Consider the following 17,755-nt stretch of genomic DNA (forward strand, 5'->3'; position numbering starts at 1 on the left):
TCGAAGTCGAAGTCGAAGTCGAAGTCGAAGTCGAAGTCGAAGTCGAAGTCGAAGTCGAAGTCGGCGGGAGACCCACCGTGACCAGTACGATCCGTCCCGACTTCGGGCTCACCGCGCAGGACTACGGCCGCCACCGCGCAGGATTCCCGCCGCAGATCGTCACCCACCTGTACCGGCACGGCATCGCCTTCCCCGGCAAGGACGTACTCGATCTCGGGACCGGCACCGGCACCCTGGCCCGGCTGTTGGCGCAGGCAGGGGCGAGGGTGACCGGCGTGGACCCGGCTGCGCCACTGCTCGAGCAGGCCAGAGGGCTCGACAGGGAAGCCGGGGTGGAGACCGACTACCGGGTGGGCACCGCGGAGTCGACGGGGTTGCCGGACGCGTCGTACGACGTGGTGGCGGCCGGTCAGTGCTGGCACTGGTTCGACGCGCCGAAGGCCGCGGCCGAGATGCGGCGGCTGCTGCGTCCCGGCGGCCGGGCGGTCATCGCCCACTTCGACTGGCTGCCCCTGCCGGGCAACGTGGTCGAGGCGACCGAGGAGCTGATCCTCTCCTTCAACCCGGCGTGGACGATGGGCGGCGGCACCGGGTTGTACCCGCGCTGGCTGACCGACCTGGCCACCGCCGGCTTCACCGGCATCGAGACCTTCTCCTTCGACCTGGCCGTGCCGTACGCGCCCGAGGCGTGGCGGGGCCGGATCCGGGCCAGTGCCGGGGTCGGCGCCGGCCTGCCGCCGGACGAGGTGGAACGCTTCGACGGCGCCCTCGGCCGCGTGCTGCGCGACCGCTTCCCCGGCGAGGTGGTCCACGTCCCGCACCGCACCTGGGCCGTGGTGGCCACGAGGAGCGAGAGCTGAGGTCACAGACCGCCCGGCCGACCCTGTAAACCACCGCGAGTCGGACGGTTCTGTTCGGCCCATCGGACATTGTTCGGAACCTCTTGACGCTGCCCCGCGCGCCGACTGAAACTCTCGCAACACACTTCACCTGCGTGTAACGGCAGGCCCACGGCAAGGACTTGCCGTCGCCTCGTCGGCTCCTCGTCATTTCCGTACCGCCGCCTTGTCCGTCATCAGCCATGCCTCAGCAGGGAACCTCGACATGACGCACGTCGCACGACTTCGCAGCCGCGCGAGACGTCGGGCGGGCCATCTCGCCGGACTGACCGCCGCGTCGATGCTGCTCACCCTCGCCGGACCCACCGCTTCCGCACAGGCGGCGGAGGCGGCACCGGCGGCCGCAGCCGCTGACATCACCGACGGCCTGGCGCTGTGGTACAAGCTCGACGCCGGCTCCGGCGGCACCGTGACCGACGCCTCCGGCAACGGCCGGAACGGCACGGTCAGTGGCACCGCCGACTGGTCGGCATCCGGTCAGGGGCTCGCCTTCAACGGGTCGGACACCTACGTCAAGGTGCCGGACGACATCATGAAGGGCATGGACTCGATCACCGTCTCCATGGACGTACTGATCGACTCCGCCCAGAGCACGCCCTACTTCCTCTACGGCTTCGGCAACACCAGCGCGGGCAGCGGCAACGGCTACCTGTTCACCACCGGCAACTCCTTCCGCACCTCCGTCGCGACCGGGAACTGGTCGACCGAGCAGACCACCAAGCCGTCCGACTCCCACAACCTGACCCGCGGGGTCTGGAAGCACATCACCTACGCCCAGACCGGCTCCACCGGTGTGCTTTACGAGGACGGCGTCGAGGTCGGCCGCAACACCTCGGTCACCACCACACCCGGCGCCATCGGCTCCGGCACCACCAAGGCCAACTACATCGGCAAGTCCGTCTACGACGGCGACAAGCTCTTCAAGGGCCGGATACGTGACTTCCGGGTGTACGACCGGGCCCTGGACGGCTCGGAGGCCGAGCAGCTCTCCCTCCCCGTTGCCACGCAGGGCGTCGCCGACGACAAGAAGGCCCTCAGCCTCGGTGACATCAGCGGCGTCACCACCGACCTGGACCTGCCCGGGACCGGCCCGGCCGGCGGCTCCTCCATCAGCTGGGACAGCGACAACCCGTCCGTGGTGTCCGGCACCGGCAAGGTGACCCGCCCCGAGGCCGGTTCACCGGACGGCCGCGCCACGCTCACGGCGACCCTGAAGAAGGGCACCGTGACCGGCACCAAGACCTTCGACGTCACGGTCCGGCCCGCTCTCGACGACGACGCCGCCACCCGGCAGGCCGCCGAGGCGCTCACGGTCCACAACCTCGACGACGCACGCGGCAACCTCACCCTGCCCAAGAGCGGCACGTACGGCACGGCCGTCACCTGGTCCTCCGCGAAGCCGGACGTCGTCTCCGCCGGCGGCGAGGTGCACCGTCCGGCGCACGGCGACGGCGCCACCACCGTCGAGCTGACCGCCACCGTCACCAAGGGCGAGGCCGAGGCCACGCGCGTCATGACGGCCAGGGTTCCCGAACTGCCCGCCGAGGCCGCCCTCAAGGGCTACATGTTCAGCTACTTCACCGGCGAGGGCACCTCGGACGGCGAGCAACTCCACGCAGCCCTCAGCAAGGGCAACGACCCGCTGCACTGGCGTGAACTGAACGACGGCAAGCCGGTCCTCACCTCCACCCTCGGCGAGAAGGGCCTGCGCGACCCGTTCATCATCCGCTCCCCGGAGGGCGACAAGTTCTACCAGATCGCCACCGACCTCAGGATCTACGGCAACGGCGACTGGGACGCCTCCCAGCGCACCGGCAGCAAGTCCATCATGGTCTGGGAGTCCACCGACCTGGTCCACTGGACGAACCAGCGCCTGGTCAAGGTCTCACCCGACAGTGCGGGCAACACCTGGGCTCCGGAAGCCTTCTACGACGCCGAGCGCGGCGAGTACGTCGTCTTCTGGGCGTCGAAGCTGTACGACAACGCCGGCCACACCGGCGACACGTACAACCGCATGATGTACGCCACCACCCGCGACTTCCACACCTTCAGCGAGCCCAAGGTCTGGATCGACCGCGGCTACTCGGTCATCGACTCCACGATGATCCGGCACGACGGCACGTACTACCGCCTGTCCAAGGACGAGCGGAACAACTCGTCCTCCACCCCCAACAGCAAGTTCATCTTCCAGGAGAAGAGCGACTCGATCCTCAGCCCGTCCTGGACCGCGGTCGCCGAGGGCATCGGCAAGGGCGCGATGAACGCCGCCGAGGGGCCGCTGGTGTTCAAGTCCAACACCGAGGAGAAGTGGTACGCGTTCCTCGACGAGTTCGGCGGCCGCGGCTACATCCCGTTCGAGACGACCGACCTCGACTCCGGCGCCTGGACCCCCTCCACCGGCTACGACCTGCCGGCCAAGCCCCGCCATGGCACCGTGCTGCCGGTCACCCAGGCCGAGTACGACCGGTTGCTGCGCGCCTACCAGCCGGACCAGGTCGTGAAGGGCGTCGAGGACGTGGCGGTGAAGACCCGGGCCGGCGAAGCCCCGGTCCTGCCGGCCACGGTGATCGCCGAGTACGCCGACGGCGTCAAGCGTCCCGTCGCGGTCACCTGGGAGGACGTACCGGCGTCGAAGTACGCGCAGGCCGGCACCTTCACCGTGGCCGGCAGCCTGCCGGACGGTGCCGCGATCCCGGTCCGGGCCGAGGTCACCGTGTCCGGCGAGGGGCCCGACGCCCCGGCCGGCCTGGTGCTGCACTACGACTTCGACGAGACCGGCGGCAGCATCGCCCGTGACTCCAGCGGGCACGGCCACCACGGCACCTATGTGCGGACGCCCGAGTTCGGCACCGGTGTCGAGGGCGGTTCGTTCAAGATGTCCGGCGACTCCGGCTCGCCGTACGTGAAGATTCCGAACGGTGTGCTGAAGAACGCCGGCAGCGTGACGGTGTCGACGTACGCCAAGTGGAAGGGCGGCAGCAGCTTCCAATGGCTGTTCGGGCTCGGGCCCGACAGCGACACGTATCTGTTCGCCACTCCGTCCAACGGCGGCTCCAGCCTCTACTCGGCCATCACCAAAGCGAGTTGGTCGGCGGAGTCCAAGCTGACTGCCGGCTCGCAGCTCACGCCCGGCAGGTGGCGGCACGTCACGGTGACACTGGACGGAGCCACCGGCAGGATGGTCCTCTACGCAGATGGCGTCGAGGCGGCCCGCACGACGACCACCGTCAAGCCGTCCGAACTGTACGACGCTGCCAAGGACTACAGCGGCTACATCGGCCGGTCCCTGTACGCGTCCGACCCGTACTTCGGCGGCGAGACCGACGACTTCCGCATCTACGACCGTGCCCTCACCGGCACCGAGGTCATGGAACTCAGCGGCAACACGGCGGGCATCGCCAAGGCGACGCACCCGGAGCTCAAGGTCGACGCGCTCCTCGACAACACGGGCGGCACGGTCACTCTGCCGATGAAGGAAGGCACCGATCTCACCGCGCTGGCACCGGAGTTCACCCTCGCCCACGGGGCGTCGATCAGCCCCGCCTCCGGCAGCGTGCAGGACTTCACCAAGCCCGTGACGTACGAGGTGACCGGATCCGACGGCGCGAAGCGCACCTGGACCGTGTCGGCACTGATCATGAGGACACCGGTCCTGCCGGGCCTGAACGCCGACCCGCACATCGAGCGCTTCGGCGACACCTTCTACCTCTACCCGACGACCGACGGCTTCGAAGGCTGGAGCGGCACGCAGTTCAAGGCCTACTCCTCGACCGACCTGGTCCACTGGAAGGACCACGGCGTGATCCTCGACCTGGGGCCGGACGTCAGCTGGGCGGACAGCCGGGCCTGGGCACCGGCGATGACGGAGAAGGACGGGAAGTACTGGTTCTACTTCTGCGCCGACGCGAACATCGGCGTCGCGGTGTCCGACTCGCCCACGGGACCGTTCAAGGACGCCCTGGGCAAGCCGCTGCTGAAAGCCGGCGACTTCCGCGGCCAGATGATCGACCCGGCCGTCTTCACCGACGACGACGGCAAGAAGTACCTCTACTGGGGCAACGGCCGCGCCTACGTCGTCCCGCTGGGCGACGACATGACCTCCCTCGACACCTCGAAGGTCCAGGACATCACCCCGAGCGGCTACAACGAGGGCACCTTCGTCATGAAGCGCAAGGGCACCTACTACTTCATGTGGTCGGAGAACGACACCCGGGACGAGAACTACCGCGTCGCCTACGCGACCGGCCCCTCGCCCACCGGCCCGTGGACCAAGCAGGGCGTGATCCTGGAGAAGGACCTGTCCCTGGGCGTCAAGGGGCCCGGCCACCACTCCGTGGTCCACGTTCCGAACACCGACGACTGGTACATCGCCTACCACCGCTTCGCCATCCCGGGAGGAGACGGCACCCACCGCGAAACCACCATCGACAAGCTGGAGTTCGACTCGGGCGGCCTGATCGAGAAGGTCGCCCCGACCCTCGGCGGCGTCGACCCGGTCACCGTCGTCCACGCCGGGCCGGACCCCACCGGCGCCGAGGGTGAGGCGATCACGCTCGCCGGTACCGTCTCCGGCGCCGGGAGCCCCAGGTGGACCGTGCAGGACGGAGCCCCGTGCACCGTCAAGGACCCCGCGGCGGCCCGGACGGCCCTCACCTGCACCGACGACGGCACCTTCCAGGTCACCCTGACCGGCGGGCGCGGCTCCGACACCGCGACCGTCAAGGTCTCCAACGCCGCCCCGTCGATCACGTCGGCCAAGGGCCCGGGCTCGCCCGTCCCGGCGGGCAAGGCGGCCGTCGTCACGGCGACCTTCGACGATCCGGGCTCGGCCGACCGCCACGCCTGCACGGTCGACTGGAAGGACGGCAGCCGGCCGACGACCGGCACGGTCACCGACTCCGGCTGCCGCGCCGCACACGTCTACGACGACGCGGGAATCCACCGCCCGGTCGTCACGGTCACCGACGACGACGAAGGCACGGACAGCACCACGCTCGCCGAGCTGATCGTCTACGACCGCGCCGCCGGGCCCGCGGCCGGCGTCGGCACCATCACCTCGCCGGCCGGTGCCTACCCGCTCAGGCCGGGGCTGACCGGAAAGGCGGCGTTCATCCTGGGCGTCCGGTACCGCAAGGACGCAGGCGTCCCCACCGGCAAGGCCACGTTCGTCTTCGGCTCAGCCCGGCTCGCCTTCCGCTCGACCGGCTCCGACTGGCTCGTGGTGAACGGCTCCCTGGCCGTCTACCAGGGCACCGGCACGGTGGGCGGCAAGGGCGGCTACGCCTTCAGAGTCACCGCCACCGACGGCCCGGACACCTTCCGCATCAAGATCTGGAAGAAGTCCACCGGTGACGTCGTCTACGACAACGGCACCGGAGCCAGGACGAAGGGCGTCGTCACCATCGGACACCGGGAGTAGTGCGCTGAGCGCGGGCTCGGCCGGGCCGCCTCCAGGCGGGCGGGGGTGGGCTGCTGCCCGAGGGGGCGCCTCGGGCGAGCCCGACCTCTCCAGGTGGTCCTGACGGTGGATCAGTGCCGGGTTCCGCATCTCGGCCACGCCGGGACCTGGGCCGCATGACGGCCACCACGTGCGTCACCCAGGACTGCAGCCCCGGCCGCCAGGCCGCCGCCCGCGGGCAGGGGCCGCCGCCCGAGCCGCGGTACGGGGCGGCCCGGCCGTGGTCAGGGCCCAGTTCTCACGAGCGACGGCGAGGGGCAGACGCCCCTCTCTGTGCCTGGAAGAGCCAGGTCCGCTGGGAGCCCTCCGTGCTAACGTTGGCTGTTTGCAGCGTCGCTGTGTAGGTGCTCCGTTCGGTGTCCCTGGCCGGTGACACCGTCCCCGCCGCGCCTTCCTCGGTACGGTCCCTTCGGAGGAAGGCTCTCTGTGAGCGAATCAGCACGTGACGACGCCCGGCGGCAGGACGATGTGTCCGAGGCGCCGGGCACCACTTCGGCGCCGAACGCGGTGGCGTCCTTCGCCCGGCTGGGGCTGCCGGCCGAGGTTCTGCGGGCGCTGGACGAGCGCGGTGTGACCGTGCCCTTTCCCATCCAGGCGGCCGCGCTGCCGAACGCACTCGCGGGACGGGACGTCCTGGGCCGGGGTCGCACGGGATCCGGCAAGACGCTCGCCTTCGGCCTGGGGATGCTCGCCCGGACGGCCGGGCAGCGCGCACAGCCCAAGGAGCCGCTCGCGCTCGTCCTGGTGCCCACCAGGGAGCTGGCGCAGCAGGTCGGTGAGGCGCTCACCCCGTACGCCGAGGCGCTGAAGCTGCGGCTCGCGACCGTGGTGGGTGGAGTGTCCATCGGACGGCAGACGGCCGTGCTGCGGGACGGCGCCGAGATCGTCGTCGCCACGCCCGGTCGGCTGCGCGACCTCACCGAGCGCAAGGGCTGCCGACTGGGACGGGTGCGCATCACGGTCCTGGACGAGGCCGACCGGATGTGTGACATGGGCTTCCTGCCGCAGGTCACCGAGATCCTGGACCAGGTGCGTCCCGACGGGCAGCGGATGCTGTTCTCCGCCACCCTCGACCGCGACGTCGACCAGTTGGTGCAGAGCTACCTGCGCGACCCCGCCGTCCACTCCGTGGACCCCTCGTCCAGCGCGGTTTCCGCGATCGAGCACCACGTCTTCGTCGTGCGCGGCCCGGACCGGTACGCCGTCACCACGGAGATCGCCGCCCGGGACGGCCGTGTCCTGTTGTTCCTGGACACCAAGCACGGCGTCGACCAGCTCACGCGGCATCTGCGGGCCAGCGGCGTGGCCGCCGCCGCCCTGCACAGCGGGAAGTCCCAGCCACAGCGCACCCGGACCCTGGCCCAGTTCAGAAACGGTCAGGTCACCTCGCTGGTGGCGACGAACGTCGCCGCACGCGGCCTGCACGTCGACGACCTCGATCTCGTGGTCAACGTCGACCCGGCCACTGACCCGAAGGACTATCTGCACCGCGCGGGCCGCACGGCCCGGGCCGGCCGCTCCGGCACCGTCGTCACACTCGTCCTGTCGGGACAACGTCGCGAGACGAGCCAGGTCATGGCGGACGCCGACGTCACTCCCAAGGTCACCACAGTGCGGTCCGGCGAAGCGGAGCTCAGCCGGATCACCGGCGCCAAGGCCCCCTCCGGAGAGCCTCTCGACGGCGGGCCGGCCGTGTCACGCCCCAAGAACCACAACGCGCCCTTCCGCGGCCTGGGCAGCTCCAAGGACGTGAAGAGCGGCTCCGGTGGCCGGTCCTCACGCAAGAGCAGCGAGGCCCGCAAGCTCGCGGAGGCCCGCAAGGCAGCCCGGGTGCGGCGCGGCGGCTGAGCCGGCTTCCCGGACTGCCGTGCGGTGTCTTCGTCTGCGCTGCTGGACGGACCGGGCCGGCGTCGACCGTCGACGTCGCGGTGTTTGCATGGCCCGGGGCACCGCCGACGGTGATCGCCGTGGTCGCGTGACCCGGGCGGGCCCGGCCTTCCGCCGAGCCCGCCACGTCGGCTCCCCACCGGAGCCGGACTCGTGTCACGCCGTCAGCGCTGCAGTGTCAGCAGCCCCGGGCGGTAGGGCAGGAGGCCGTAGTCGCCGCCGGAGTTGGGGCTGCGCCCCTGGTAGAGCAACTGCAGATTGCAGGGATCGACGGTCATGGTCTGATCGGCGCTGGTGCGGATCAGTTCGCCATGGCTGATGTCGTTGGTCCACGTGGCGCCACTGTTGGCCTTGCCGGCGAAGGGATTGCTCTCGGTCGCGGCCTGGGGTGTCCACGAGCCGTTCAGACTGGTGGCCGTGAACGAGCGGAAGTAGCGGCCCTGCGAGCCGATCGCCTCGACGATCATGAGGTAGCGGTTCTGGCCCTGCAGTTTGTAGACCTGCGGGGCTTCGAACAGGTTGTTCGTCGTATCGCTCATGATCGTCGTGTACGACGAGCCGAAGCTGCCCGGGAAGTTCCCGATCGGCATGCTGGCCCGGTAGATCTTGCCGTTGTCACCGGCGAAGAACAGGTACATGTTCGTCCCGTCCGCGATGAGCGTCTGGTCGATGGGTCCGGTTCCGGAGCCGGAGATGCTTCCGGAGAAGAGCACCTGCGGGGATGACCAGCCATTCGGGTTGGTGGGGTCGCTCGACGTCCGGTAGGAGAAGGCGGTCCCGCCCCACTGGTAGGCGAGCACCCAGATGTTCTTCGGTGCGAAGTAGAAGAGCGTGGGCGCGACGGTGGAAGCCGACATCGTGTTCTGGCTGGCCGACGCCATCTCCGACCAATTGGTGAACAGGCCGAAGTTCATCGAACCCCAACTCGTCCCCGTGTCGTGCGTCGTCGCATAGACGAGTTGCCTGCCGTTGTACGGGACGACGGTGAAGTCCTTGAGCGAGACCCACCCCGGCTTGGGCTGCGCCAGCACGCCCGTTGATGTCCAGCGGTATGTCGACGGAAGATCGCACGGGCCGGGGTTGTCGCCGCCGGTCTTGACGAGCTGCCACTGCTGGTTGGTGCCGCCCCAGTCGTCGTACTGGACGATGTTCGCGTTGTCGGCGGTGGAGGCGCCTTGTACTTCGAGGGCCTTGTTGCTGTGGCGCGAGATGAGCCTCACGTGGCCATCCGAGCTGTCGGCCAGCCGCCACTGCTGGTTGGTGCCGTTCAGATCGGCCCACTGGACGATCGAGCCGCCGTTCGCGGTGGACCAGTTGTGGACGTCCAGCACCTTGCCCGAGTGGCGGGACTTGATGCGGTAGTAGCCGCCCCCGGAATCGACGAACTGCCACCGCTGCTGGTTCTGATCGTTCCTGGTCCACTGGGTGATTCGGGCGCCGTCGTCGGTCGCCATGTTGTAGACGTCGAGGGCCTTGCCGCTGTTGCGGTTGACCAGCACATACGAGGCGTTGGGGTCTACGGTCGCCGCGCCGGCGGGCTGGGCGCCGAGGAAGGTAGCCACGAGCAGCAAGGGCGCAAGGACGGCGAGTAGTCGTCTCAGGCGGACCGGGGACGGGTGGCGTAACCACATCAGAGGGCCTCCTTTTTTGGGGGCGGGGGTGAGGTGACCCCGATGAACCGCGGAGTGGACGTGCCGGGGGACAGGGGACAATCTCGAATGTTTCGAAGAATTCCTGGATGCTTCGACGCCACAAGCTAGGAATGTGGGGTCCTCCGGTCAAGGCCTCTCGCCGATCTGTCCACAAACAGCGCCTCCGCTTGGGGCTTGACAAGCTGTCACGCCGACTGGAATCACGCCGGGGTTCGCCGTTCGGCCCGCCGTGGTTCCTGAAAGTTTCGGGCGAGGAGCGGAAACTTTTGCCGCGGGGAGTATTGACGATCCATCGTCAACACCTCAATCATCCCTGTCTGAGAACCCGGCGATGGTTCGATATGTCGACCCGCTGCGGCTCTGGTCATCGTGCCGCACGGCAGATCCACGCACAGCCGCACGACAGTTCCGCCGCCCCGCAGCCCGCCATATGTCACAGGGCGGCCGACCGGGTGCGGACGACGCATTCCCCTGCGCTTCAGTCCTTCCGTGATCTCTACCTTGGAGGCACAGTCATGGGCTCGTATGCCGTTCCCCGACCCGTTATCCGCCGGAAGCTCCGCGGCCTGCTGCCGGCGCTGGTCCTCGGCGTCCTCGGTACGGTCGCCGCACTGGTCGTGCCGCCGACCGCCCACGCCGCCGAGAACACGCTCGGCGCCGCGGCGGCGCAGAGCGGCCGCTACTTCGGCACCGCCATCGCCTCGGGCAGGCTGGGCGATTCGGCGTACACGACGATCGCGAACCGTGAGTTCAACTCGGTGACGGCCGAGAACGAGATGAAGATCGACGCCACCGAACCCCAGCGGGGCCAGTTCAACTTCACCGCGGCTGACCGCGTCTACAACTGGGCGGTGCAGAACGGAAAGCAGGTGCGCGGCCACACCCTGGCCTGGCACTCGCAGCAGCCCGGCTGGATGCAGAGCCTCAGCGGCAGCGCGCTGCGCCAGGCGATGATCAACCACATCAACGGTGTGATGGCCCACTACAAGGGCAAGATCGCCCAGTGGGACGTCGTGAACGAGGCCTTCGAAGACGGCAATTCGGGAGCGCGGCGCGACTCCAACCTGCAACGCACCGGCAACGACTGGATCGAGGTCGCCTTCCGCACCGCGCGGGCCGCCGACCCGGCAGCCAAGCTCTGCTACAACGACTACAACGTCGAGAACTGGACCTGGGCCAAAACCCAGGCCATGTACCGCATGGTCCGAGACTTCAAGCAGCGCGGCGTGCCGATCGACTGCGTCGGCTTCCAGTCGCACTTCAACAGCGGCAGCCCCTACAACAGCAACTTCCGCACCACCCTGCAGAACTTCGCCGCCCTCGGCGTCGACGTGGCCATCACCGAACTCGACATCCAGGGCGCCCCGGCCACGACCTACGCCAACGTGACCAACGACTGCCTGGCCGTCCCGCGCTGCCTCGGCATCACCGTCTGGGGCGTGCGCGACACCGACTCCTGGCGAGCGGAGCAGACGCCGCTGCTGTTCAACGGCAACGGCAGCAAGAAGCCCGCCTACACCGCCGTCCTCAACGCACTCAACGGCGGCTCTGCTACGCCCCCTTCGGATGGCGGACAGATCAAGGGCGTCGGTTCGGGCCGCTGCCTGGACGTACCCGGCACCAGCACCACTGACGGCACCCAGCTCCAGCTGTGGGACTGCAACAACGGCACCAACCAGCAGTGGACGCACACCGCCGCCGGCGAGCTCAGGATCTACGGCAACAAGTGCCTGGACGCCGCCGGCACCGGCAACGGCACCAAGGTCCAGATCTACAGCTGCTGGGGAGGCGACAACCAGAAATGGCGCCTCAACTCCGACGGATCCATCGTGGGCGTCCAGTCCGGCCTCTGCCTCGACGCCGTCGGAGCCGGCACCGCCAACGGCACCCTGATCCAGCTCTACTCCTGCTCGAACGGCAGCAACCAGCGCTGGACCCGCACCTGATGGGGCCTGCCACAAACGAAAGGGTGAGTCGATGAAGAGCGACGGTGCGGCTTCCCCCGCCCCTCCACGCAGACATCGCTGGTGGCCCCGGATCGCCGCCGTGGTGGCGGCGGCCCTCGCGATCGGCGTGCTCACCGCCGTGAATCCGACGTCCGCCGAGGCGGCGACGGTGGACACCCATGCCTGGTACGTCCTGGTCAATCGCAACAGCGGCAAGGCGCTGGACGTCTCCGGCACGTCCACCGCCGACGGCGCGCGGGTCAGCCAGTGGACGCGCAACGACGGAGCCAACCAGCAGTGGCAGTTCACGGACTCCGGCGACGGCTTCTACCGCCTCAAGGCCCGGCATTCGGGCAAGGTTCTCGACGTGGCCGGCGCCTCGACCGCGGACGGTGCCGCGATCCAGCAGTGGGCCGACCACAACGGGGCCAACCAGCAGTTCCGCCTGGCCGACTCCGACGCGGGCCACGTCCGGCTGATCAACCGCACCAGCGGCAAGGCGGTGGAGGTGCAGGGCGCCTCCACCGCCGACGGCGGCAACGTCGTCCAGTACTCCGACTGGGGCGGCGCCAACCAGCAATGGCAGATGATCAAGCTGTCGTCCGGTGGCGGCGGCGGGTGCGGCAGCGCCCCGACTCTGGCGAGCGGTACGCACACGATGCAGAGCGGCGGCAAGAGCCGCAGCTTCATCCTCAGGGTTCCCGCCAACTACGACAACAGCCACCGCTACCGGCTGATCTTCGCGTTCCACTGGCGGGGCGGAACCGCCGGCGACGTCGCCTCGGGCGGCACGAGCGGGAACGCCTGGTCCTACTACGGCCAACAGGAACAGTCGAACAACGGCGCGATCCTCGTCGCTCCCCAGGGCCTCGGCAACGGCTGGGCCAATGCGGGCGGTGAGGACATCACCTTCGTCGACGACATGATCCGGCGCATCGAGGGCGGCCTCTGTGTCAACCCGGCACAGCGCTTCGCCACGGGATTCAGCTGGGGCGGCGGTATGAGCTACGCACTCGCATGCAGCCGGGCGAACGTCTTCAGGGCCGTCGCGGTCATCTCCGGCGCCCAGATCAGCGGGTGCAGCGGCGGCACCCAGCCCATCGCCTACTTCGGAATCCACGGCATCAGCGACTCCGTCCTCAACATCGCGCAAGGACGGTCCCTGCGCGACCGATTCGTCGGCAACAACGGCTGCACCCCTCAGAGCCCGCGCGAGCCCGCGCCGGGCAGCAGAACGCACATCACCACCGTCTACTCGGGCTGCCGTGCCGGATACCCGGTCCAATGGGCCGCGTTCGACGGAGGCCACATACCCGGCCCGGTCGACGGCTCCCCCAACGAAAGCGGCGTCGCCACCTGGACCAAAGCAGAGATCTGGAGGTTCTTCGCACAGTTCCGGTGACACGCCCGCACCACGGAGTGGAGCCAGGATGATCCTGGCTCCACTCCGTCGACTTCTCTCCCGGATGCAAGGACGGAGAGGTCCTCTCAGGAGAGCGACCACGCCTTGGGACCGGGCGCGGTCGGCGAACAGACCGTCGAAGTGGTGGCGTTCATCGCTCGCTCGCCACGTGCCGCACCTTGATCACCTGAAGATGCCGCAAAGTCATGACCTCCCTGCCGAGGGTCGCTCTCACCCATTTTCCGAAGATTCTTGTCATCGGCAGTGCATGGGACGCGTTTCCTGTCACCATCGGCGCATCCGGCGGTCCCGCAGCCGGGCTTCGTTCTGCGGCGAGGGGGGTTCATGTCGCGTGCGGACAGGATCACGGAGATTCGTCGGCGGCGCGCTCGGCAGGCACAAGTGCTGGAGCGCGCCCACACGTGGGTGACGGACGTTCTGGAACGGCTGCGCGAGCTGGAGGCGTTACGGACAGAGCTGCTGGGCCAGGTGCCCGATGACGCACGGAGCCGGTTGGCCGCGCTGGGCGCCGAGATGAACGGGTTGCTGGAGGAACTCCCGGTCGAGGCCGCCGCGCTCGACGCAGTCGCGGCCCGCTTCCGGCGGGCGACGCTCAATGTGGGCGTGATCGGAAAGGCCCGGCAGGGAAAGAGCCGGCTCATCCAGAGCCTGACCGGACTGACGGACCAGGAAGTGCCCACCAGTGACGGCGGATTCTGCACCGGAGTCACGAGTGTGCTGCGCCACGAGGAAGGCGTCCCCACCCAGGCACAGGTGTACTTCCACAGCGAGCGTTCCTTCCTGAGGGAAGTGATCGCCCCGTACTACGCGGAGTTGGGGCTGGGCCCTGCCCCCACCACCCTCGAACGCTTCGCAGGGCCGTTGCCCCCGGAACCCTCCAAGGAGACGTCCGTCGAAGGCAGCAGGTACAACCATCTGGTCCAATACCACACCGCGCTTCCCGAGTACCGCAGATACCTCGGCATGGCGTCGCCGCATCTGGTCGGTCCGCTTGAGATCCGCCGGTTCGTGGCCCAGTCCGACGAGCATGACCAGCAGCGCTACCACACGTTCCGTGCGGTCCGCTGCGTGCGCATCACCACCCACTTCGCGCACCAGGACTGGACGGGACTCTCGTTGATCGACCTCCCCGGTCTGGGCGACTCCAATCTGCAGGACGCGCAGCGGATCGTGGCCGCTCTCAAGGACGAGATCGATGTGGTGGTATTCCTGCGCCGTCCGGATCCGCTGGGAGACGGCATCGACACGTCCGACTACGAGCTCTATGACCACGTGCAGGAGGGACTGCCCGACACCGGCCTGGACCGGTGCTCGTTCCTGGTGATCAATAAATGCTCCGGCCTGAAGGGCGACAACAGCGCGAACGCCCGCAAGATGGCGGAGCAGTGGCTGCCGGCCTCGCGGTTCACCGTGGCCGAGGCCCACATCGCGGACTGCTCTCAGCCGGACGACGTGGCCGGCGCCATGGACCGGGTGCTGGACTACCTGCTGGCGAACCTCGACGAACTCGACAACCGCTACGTGGCGGTGCGTAGCGAGAAGGCAGCTGAACTGCACGAGCGTCTGACACACGTGACGGCGCAGGCGGAGCGATTGGCCGACTTGGCGCAACCGACCGAGGTCTGGTTCCTGCCGTTCACCTCGTTGTTCAAGCAAACGCACGGTCAGCTCGCCCATGCCCTCGCGGCCTTGGTGCGGGAGCTGCGTCAGGAACGGGACCTGACCGACGGGCTGCTCGCTGATGCCGTGGACACCGTCCTGGAGGCAGCAGAGCGTGACCCGGCCCATGCGACGCCGGACGAACTGGTCGCACGCGCCGCGGCCGAGGACGGGTTGAGCATGGCGTACGGGAAGTACCTCAACGAGTCGCGGGCCCGGCTGTCGAGACGCTTCCTGGAGTGCGACGTGGCCCTCCATGCCCGTACCGCCGAGATGCAGCAGCGCGTCGCGGACGTGCTGCGCGGGCCGGGCAGCCTTGGCGGGCTCAGTACAGCTCGGGAAGGGCGGGAGTTCCTGCTCCAAGTCGCCGCACGAGTCCCGCGGGTGAGAGAGGACGGCGGAAGCGAGATCCGGTACGCGCTACAGCTGCTGGCCGACTTCCAGCTCTCCTACCGGGGCATGCTCCAGCATCGGGTACGAGCCTGCCTGGACGGTCTGCACGCCGACACCCCCGCGATGCCCTTCCCGCACCAGCCGGGCCCGACGGTCCAGCAGGTTCGGGAGATGCTGGAGGTGGCGTACAGCGAGGCGCTGTACACCTGCCGGAGCGAGCTGTACAAGGCGCTCGCTGATCCGAGCGCGGCGATCTTCTCGATCGTCGAGGAGTTCTACGACAGGGTCGTCCCCTCGGCCGGCGTCGAGGAGGAGTGGCTGGTGTTCTACCAGGACATCAGAGCCGAGATCTGGCCTGGCAGGTTCGCAGCCCTGGCCGAGGACGCCGCGCACCTGCGCCGCTGGTCGGAGAGTGTCGCGGCGGTGACGACCCTCGCGGCTTCGACCGTCCCCGTCACACTGTCGGCCACGCCAGAGGAGGCCGTGGCGTGAGCATGCCCGACCGCTACACCCTCGAAGTCACCATGCTCGGTCCGTCAGGCGCCGGAAAGACCTCGCTGCTGGCCTCGATGTACGTCCAGTACTCCTCGGTCATCGGCGCCACGGAGCTGGATCTCACCCCAGTCGGCGACACCGCGATCAGGCTCACCGACGTTGTCGCAACCTTGAAGTCCCTGTCCCGATCGGTCCAGGTCCGTGACGCGGTCACGAATACGGCCGCGCTTGACCTGCATCGCTACGAGATAGCGGTAGGCCGCAAGGACAAGAACCCACGCTTCGTCCTGCGATTCACCGACTACGCGGGGGGACTTCTGCGAGACCTCAACGGCAATCCTGTCGCCCAGGGCGTCAGAACCGCTCTCGCTGAAAGCCCGGTCATCGTCCTGGCGGTCGACACCCCCGCGCTGGTGGAGGGCGACGGGCGGTACCACGAGCACGTCAACGCGCCGTACCTGATGTACGAACAGGTCAAGCAGATCCTGCGGAGCGACGACAAACCCCGGCTCCTGATCGTCGTTCCTCTGAAGTGCGAGAAGTACGTGGCCACGGACCACGGCGCCACAGAACTGCTGGACCGTGTGCGTACCGGCTACAAGCCCTTGTTCGACCACATCGCGCACGCCAGCGTACGGTCCCGGGTCGGCTGTGTGGTCGTCCCTGTGCAGACCACCGGCTCGATCGTCTTCTCATCGATCACCCAGTCGGCGGGCGGGGACGTCCGCTTTCACTACCGCAGCCGCCGTCCGGGCGCGGAATACCGGCCGCTTCACACAGATCAGCCCCTGCGTTACATGCTTCGATTCGTGCTCAACGTCTACCGGCGTGAACGACGAGGATTCTGGCGTGAGACGGTCGACGGGATGTTCGGCCACGACCAGGCGCTGGAGCGGGCCATCGCCCAGTTCACCGAAGGCACGGTCAACGCGCCCGGGATCGAGGTCATACAGCCTCATCCGCATCTGAGCGCGCCGACTGCGGGGAGGGCGTGAACGTGACCACCACATGGTTCATGCAGTCCCGTGGCCGCCTTTCCCGCCAGGACTACTCATGGGCTCCTGCCATGACGCCGGGCACAGGGGGGCTTTCGCCGGAGAATCTGCTGGCACAGGGGTGTGGAGGCCGCTCCGTCAGTGACATCGTCGACGACTCCAAGTCCTCCCTGCTGTTGTACACGCTGCGAGAGCGCCCGGATCGGAAGCAGGTGTGGATCCTGCTGATCACCGGTCTGCACCCGGTGACGGCCGCCGAGAGCGACCACATGAACCGGGACATCCGGGTCTCGGTTATGGGCACCGGTACCGGCTCCGTCCCACCGCGCGAACTCGCCGCTGTCACCTGCCTGTTCCTCACCGGAGGGCTCCGGGGCGGAGTGCCCGTCGTCTACGGCCTCCAGGACGCCAAGGGTTTCGCTGTGGACGCCGAAGCGTGGTCCGACGTCATGGCACGCGCCACACAGCTCGCCGTGCCACCCGCGGACAGGGTGCCCGGCCCCGACATGGTCCTGCTGGACACGGATTCCCCGGAAAACCGCCGGCGGGCCGCTGGAATGCTCGTGTACCTGACATCCCGCGTTGCGGCCGGAGACCTCTCCGCGGGCAGGGCTCGTCTCGTCGGAAGCGATGCCCGGCCGTTCCTGATCGTCACCTCTCTCCTGGGAGCGGAGTCGCTCAAACGTCTGAGGCCCTGGTGTGGACTGAGTGAGCGTGTCAGCGGACAGGAGATCACTCATGTGAGCAAAGAGAGGGGACGGAACGTCGTCAGAGCGTGCACGGGCAAAGGGGTGACCCTCGGATTAGCGGTGTATGCCGTGCTCACTGTGCTGGCGGCGATCGGCGCGGTGATCGGCGCGGTGATCGTGCTGCTGTAGCGGATCATGCTGCCCTGCTCCTCGCGGAGCAGTACCCGAAGGCCCGCACCATCCGAGCCCTCGGCCACGT

General features: G+C 68.5%; 9 protein-coding genes. 8 read left to right on the top strand and 1 reads right to left on the bottom strand.

Going from position 1 to position 17,755, the window contains the following annotated elements:
- Positions 1 to 77: 77 nt before the first annotated feature.
- The 3 genes from ACFU3E_RS11705 (at position 78) to ACFU3E_RS11715 (ending at position 8,205) form a co-directional block, all read left to right on the top strand.
- Entirely contained in the window at positions 78 to 860 is a 783-nt protein-coding gene (locus ACFU3E_RS11705; RefSeq protein ID WP_384155132.1) for a class I SAM-dependent methyltransferase, read from the top strand.
- A 244-nt stretch (positions 861 to 1,104) separates the two neighbouring features.
- Positions 1,105 to 6,318 carry a family 43 glycosylhydrolase gene (locus ACFU3E_RS11710; RefSeq protein ID WP_384155134.1) on the top strand — a complete coding sequence of 1,738 codons (5,214 nt, stop codon included), beginning with the start codon at positions 1,105 to 1,107 and terminating at the stop codon, positions 6,316 to 6,318.
- Between the two features lie 465 nt (positions 6,319 to 6,783).
- On the top strand, positions 6,784 to 8,205 hold the full coding sequence (locus ACFU3E_RS11715) for a DEAD/DEAH box helicase (protein ID WP_384155136.1): 1,422 nt from the start codon (positions 6,784 to 6,786) through the stop codon (positions 8,203 to 8,205).
- A gap of 203 nt (positions 8,206 to 8,408) precedes the next feature.
- On the opposite strand, the gene ACFU3E_RS11720 is transcribed toward ACFU3E_RS11715, so the two are convergent.
- Positions 8,409 to 9,875: a non-reducing end alpha-L-arabinofuranosidase family hydrolase gene (locus ACFU3E_RS11720; protein ID WP_384155138.1), complete on the bottom strand. Its 1,467-nt coding sequence runs from the start codon at positions 9,873 to 9,875 to the stop codon at positions 8,409 to 8,411.
- A 536-nt stretch (positions 9,876 to 10,411) separates the two neighbouring features.
- Here ACFU3E_RS11720 and ACFU3E_RS11725 point away from each other — a divergent pair.
- The 5 genes from ACFU3E_RS11725 to ACFU3E_RS11745 all read left to right on the top strand — a co-directional run bounded on the left by ACFU3E_RS11725 (position 10,412) and on the right by ACFU3E_RS11745 (position 17,685).
- A complete protein-coding gene (locus ACFU3E_RS11725) occupies positions 10,412 to 11,842 on the top strand; it encodes an endo-1,4-beta-xylanase (protein ID WP_384155140.1) in 1,431 nt (476 codons plus the stop codon).
- Positions 11,843 to 11,942: 100 nt separating this feature from the next.
- Complete coding sequence (locus ACFU3E_RS11730; protein ID WP_384155280.1) at positions 11,943 to 13,244, top strand: RICIN domain-containing protein; 1,302 nt, start codon at positions 11,943 to 11,945, stop codon at positions 13,242 to 13,244.
- A gap of 345 nt (positions 13,245 to 13,589) precedes the next feature.
- The gene (locus tag ACFU3E_RS11735) at positions 13,590 to 15,809 is read left to right on the top strand and encodes a hypothetical protein (protein ID WP_384155142.1); all 2,220 of its coding nucleotides are present in this window, start codon (positions 13,590 to 13,592) and stop codon (positions 15,807 to 15,809) included.
- Positions 15,810 to 15,811: 2 nt separating this feature from the next.
- Positions 15,812 to 16,807 (top strand): hypothetical protein, encoded by a 996-nt coding sequence (locus tag ACFU3E_RS11740; RefSeq protein ID WP_384155283.1) that lies wholly within the window; start codon positions 15,812 to 15,814, stop codon positions 16,805 to 16,807.
- A gap of 245 nt (positions 16,808 to 17,052) precedes the next feature.
- Complete coding sequence (locus tag ACFU3E_RS11745; protein WP_384155144.1) at positions 17,053 to 17,685, top strand: hypothetical protein; 633 nt, start codon at positions 17,053 to 17,055, stop codon at positions 17,683 to 17,685.
- The last annotated feature ends 70 nt before the right edge of the window (positions 17,686 to 17,755 follow it).

This window comes from Streptomyces sp. NPDC057424 (assembly GCF_042803315.1).
Lineage (GTDB): Bacteria > Actinomycetota > Actinomycetes > Streptomycetales > Streptomycetaceae > Streptomyces.

What these genes read in the sequence shown, in the direction of transcription:
- ACFU3E_RS11710 (WP_384155134.1), top strand. Translation starts at nt 1,105, where the DNA reads ATGACGCACGTCGCACGACTTCGCAGCCGCGCGAGACGTCGGGCGGGC.
- ACFU3E_RS11720 (WP_384155138.1), bottom strand. Translation starts at nt 9,875, where the DNA reads ATGTGGTTACGCCACCCGTCCCCGGTCCGCCTGAGACGACTACTCGCC.
- ACFU3E_RS11725 (WP_384155140.1), top strand. Translation starts at nt 10,412, where the DNA reads ATGGGCTCGTATGCCGTTCCCCGACCCGTTATCCGCCGGAAGCTCCGC.
- ACFU3E_RS11735 (WP_384155142.1), top strand. Translation starts at nt 13,590, where the DNA reads ATGTCGCGTGCGGACAGGATCACGGAGATTCGTCGGCGGCGCGCTCGG.
- ACFU3E_RS11740 (WP_384155283.1), top strand. Translation starts at nt 15,812, where the DNA reads ATGCCCGACCGCTACACCCTCGAAGTCACCATGCTCGGTCCGTCAGGC.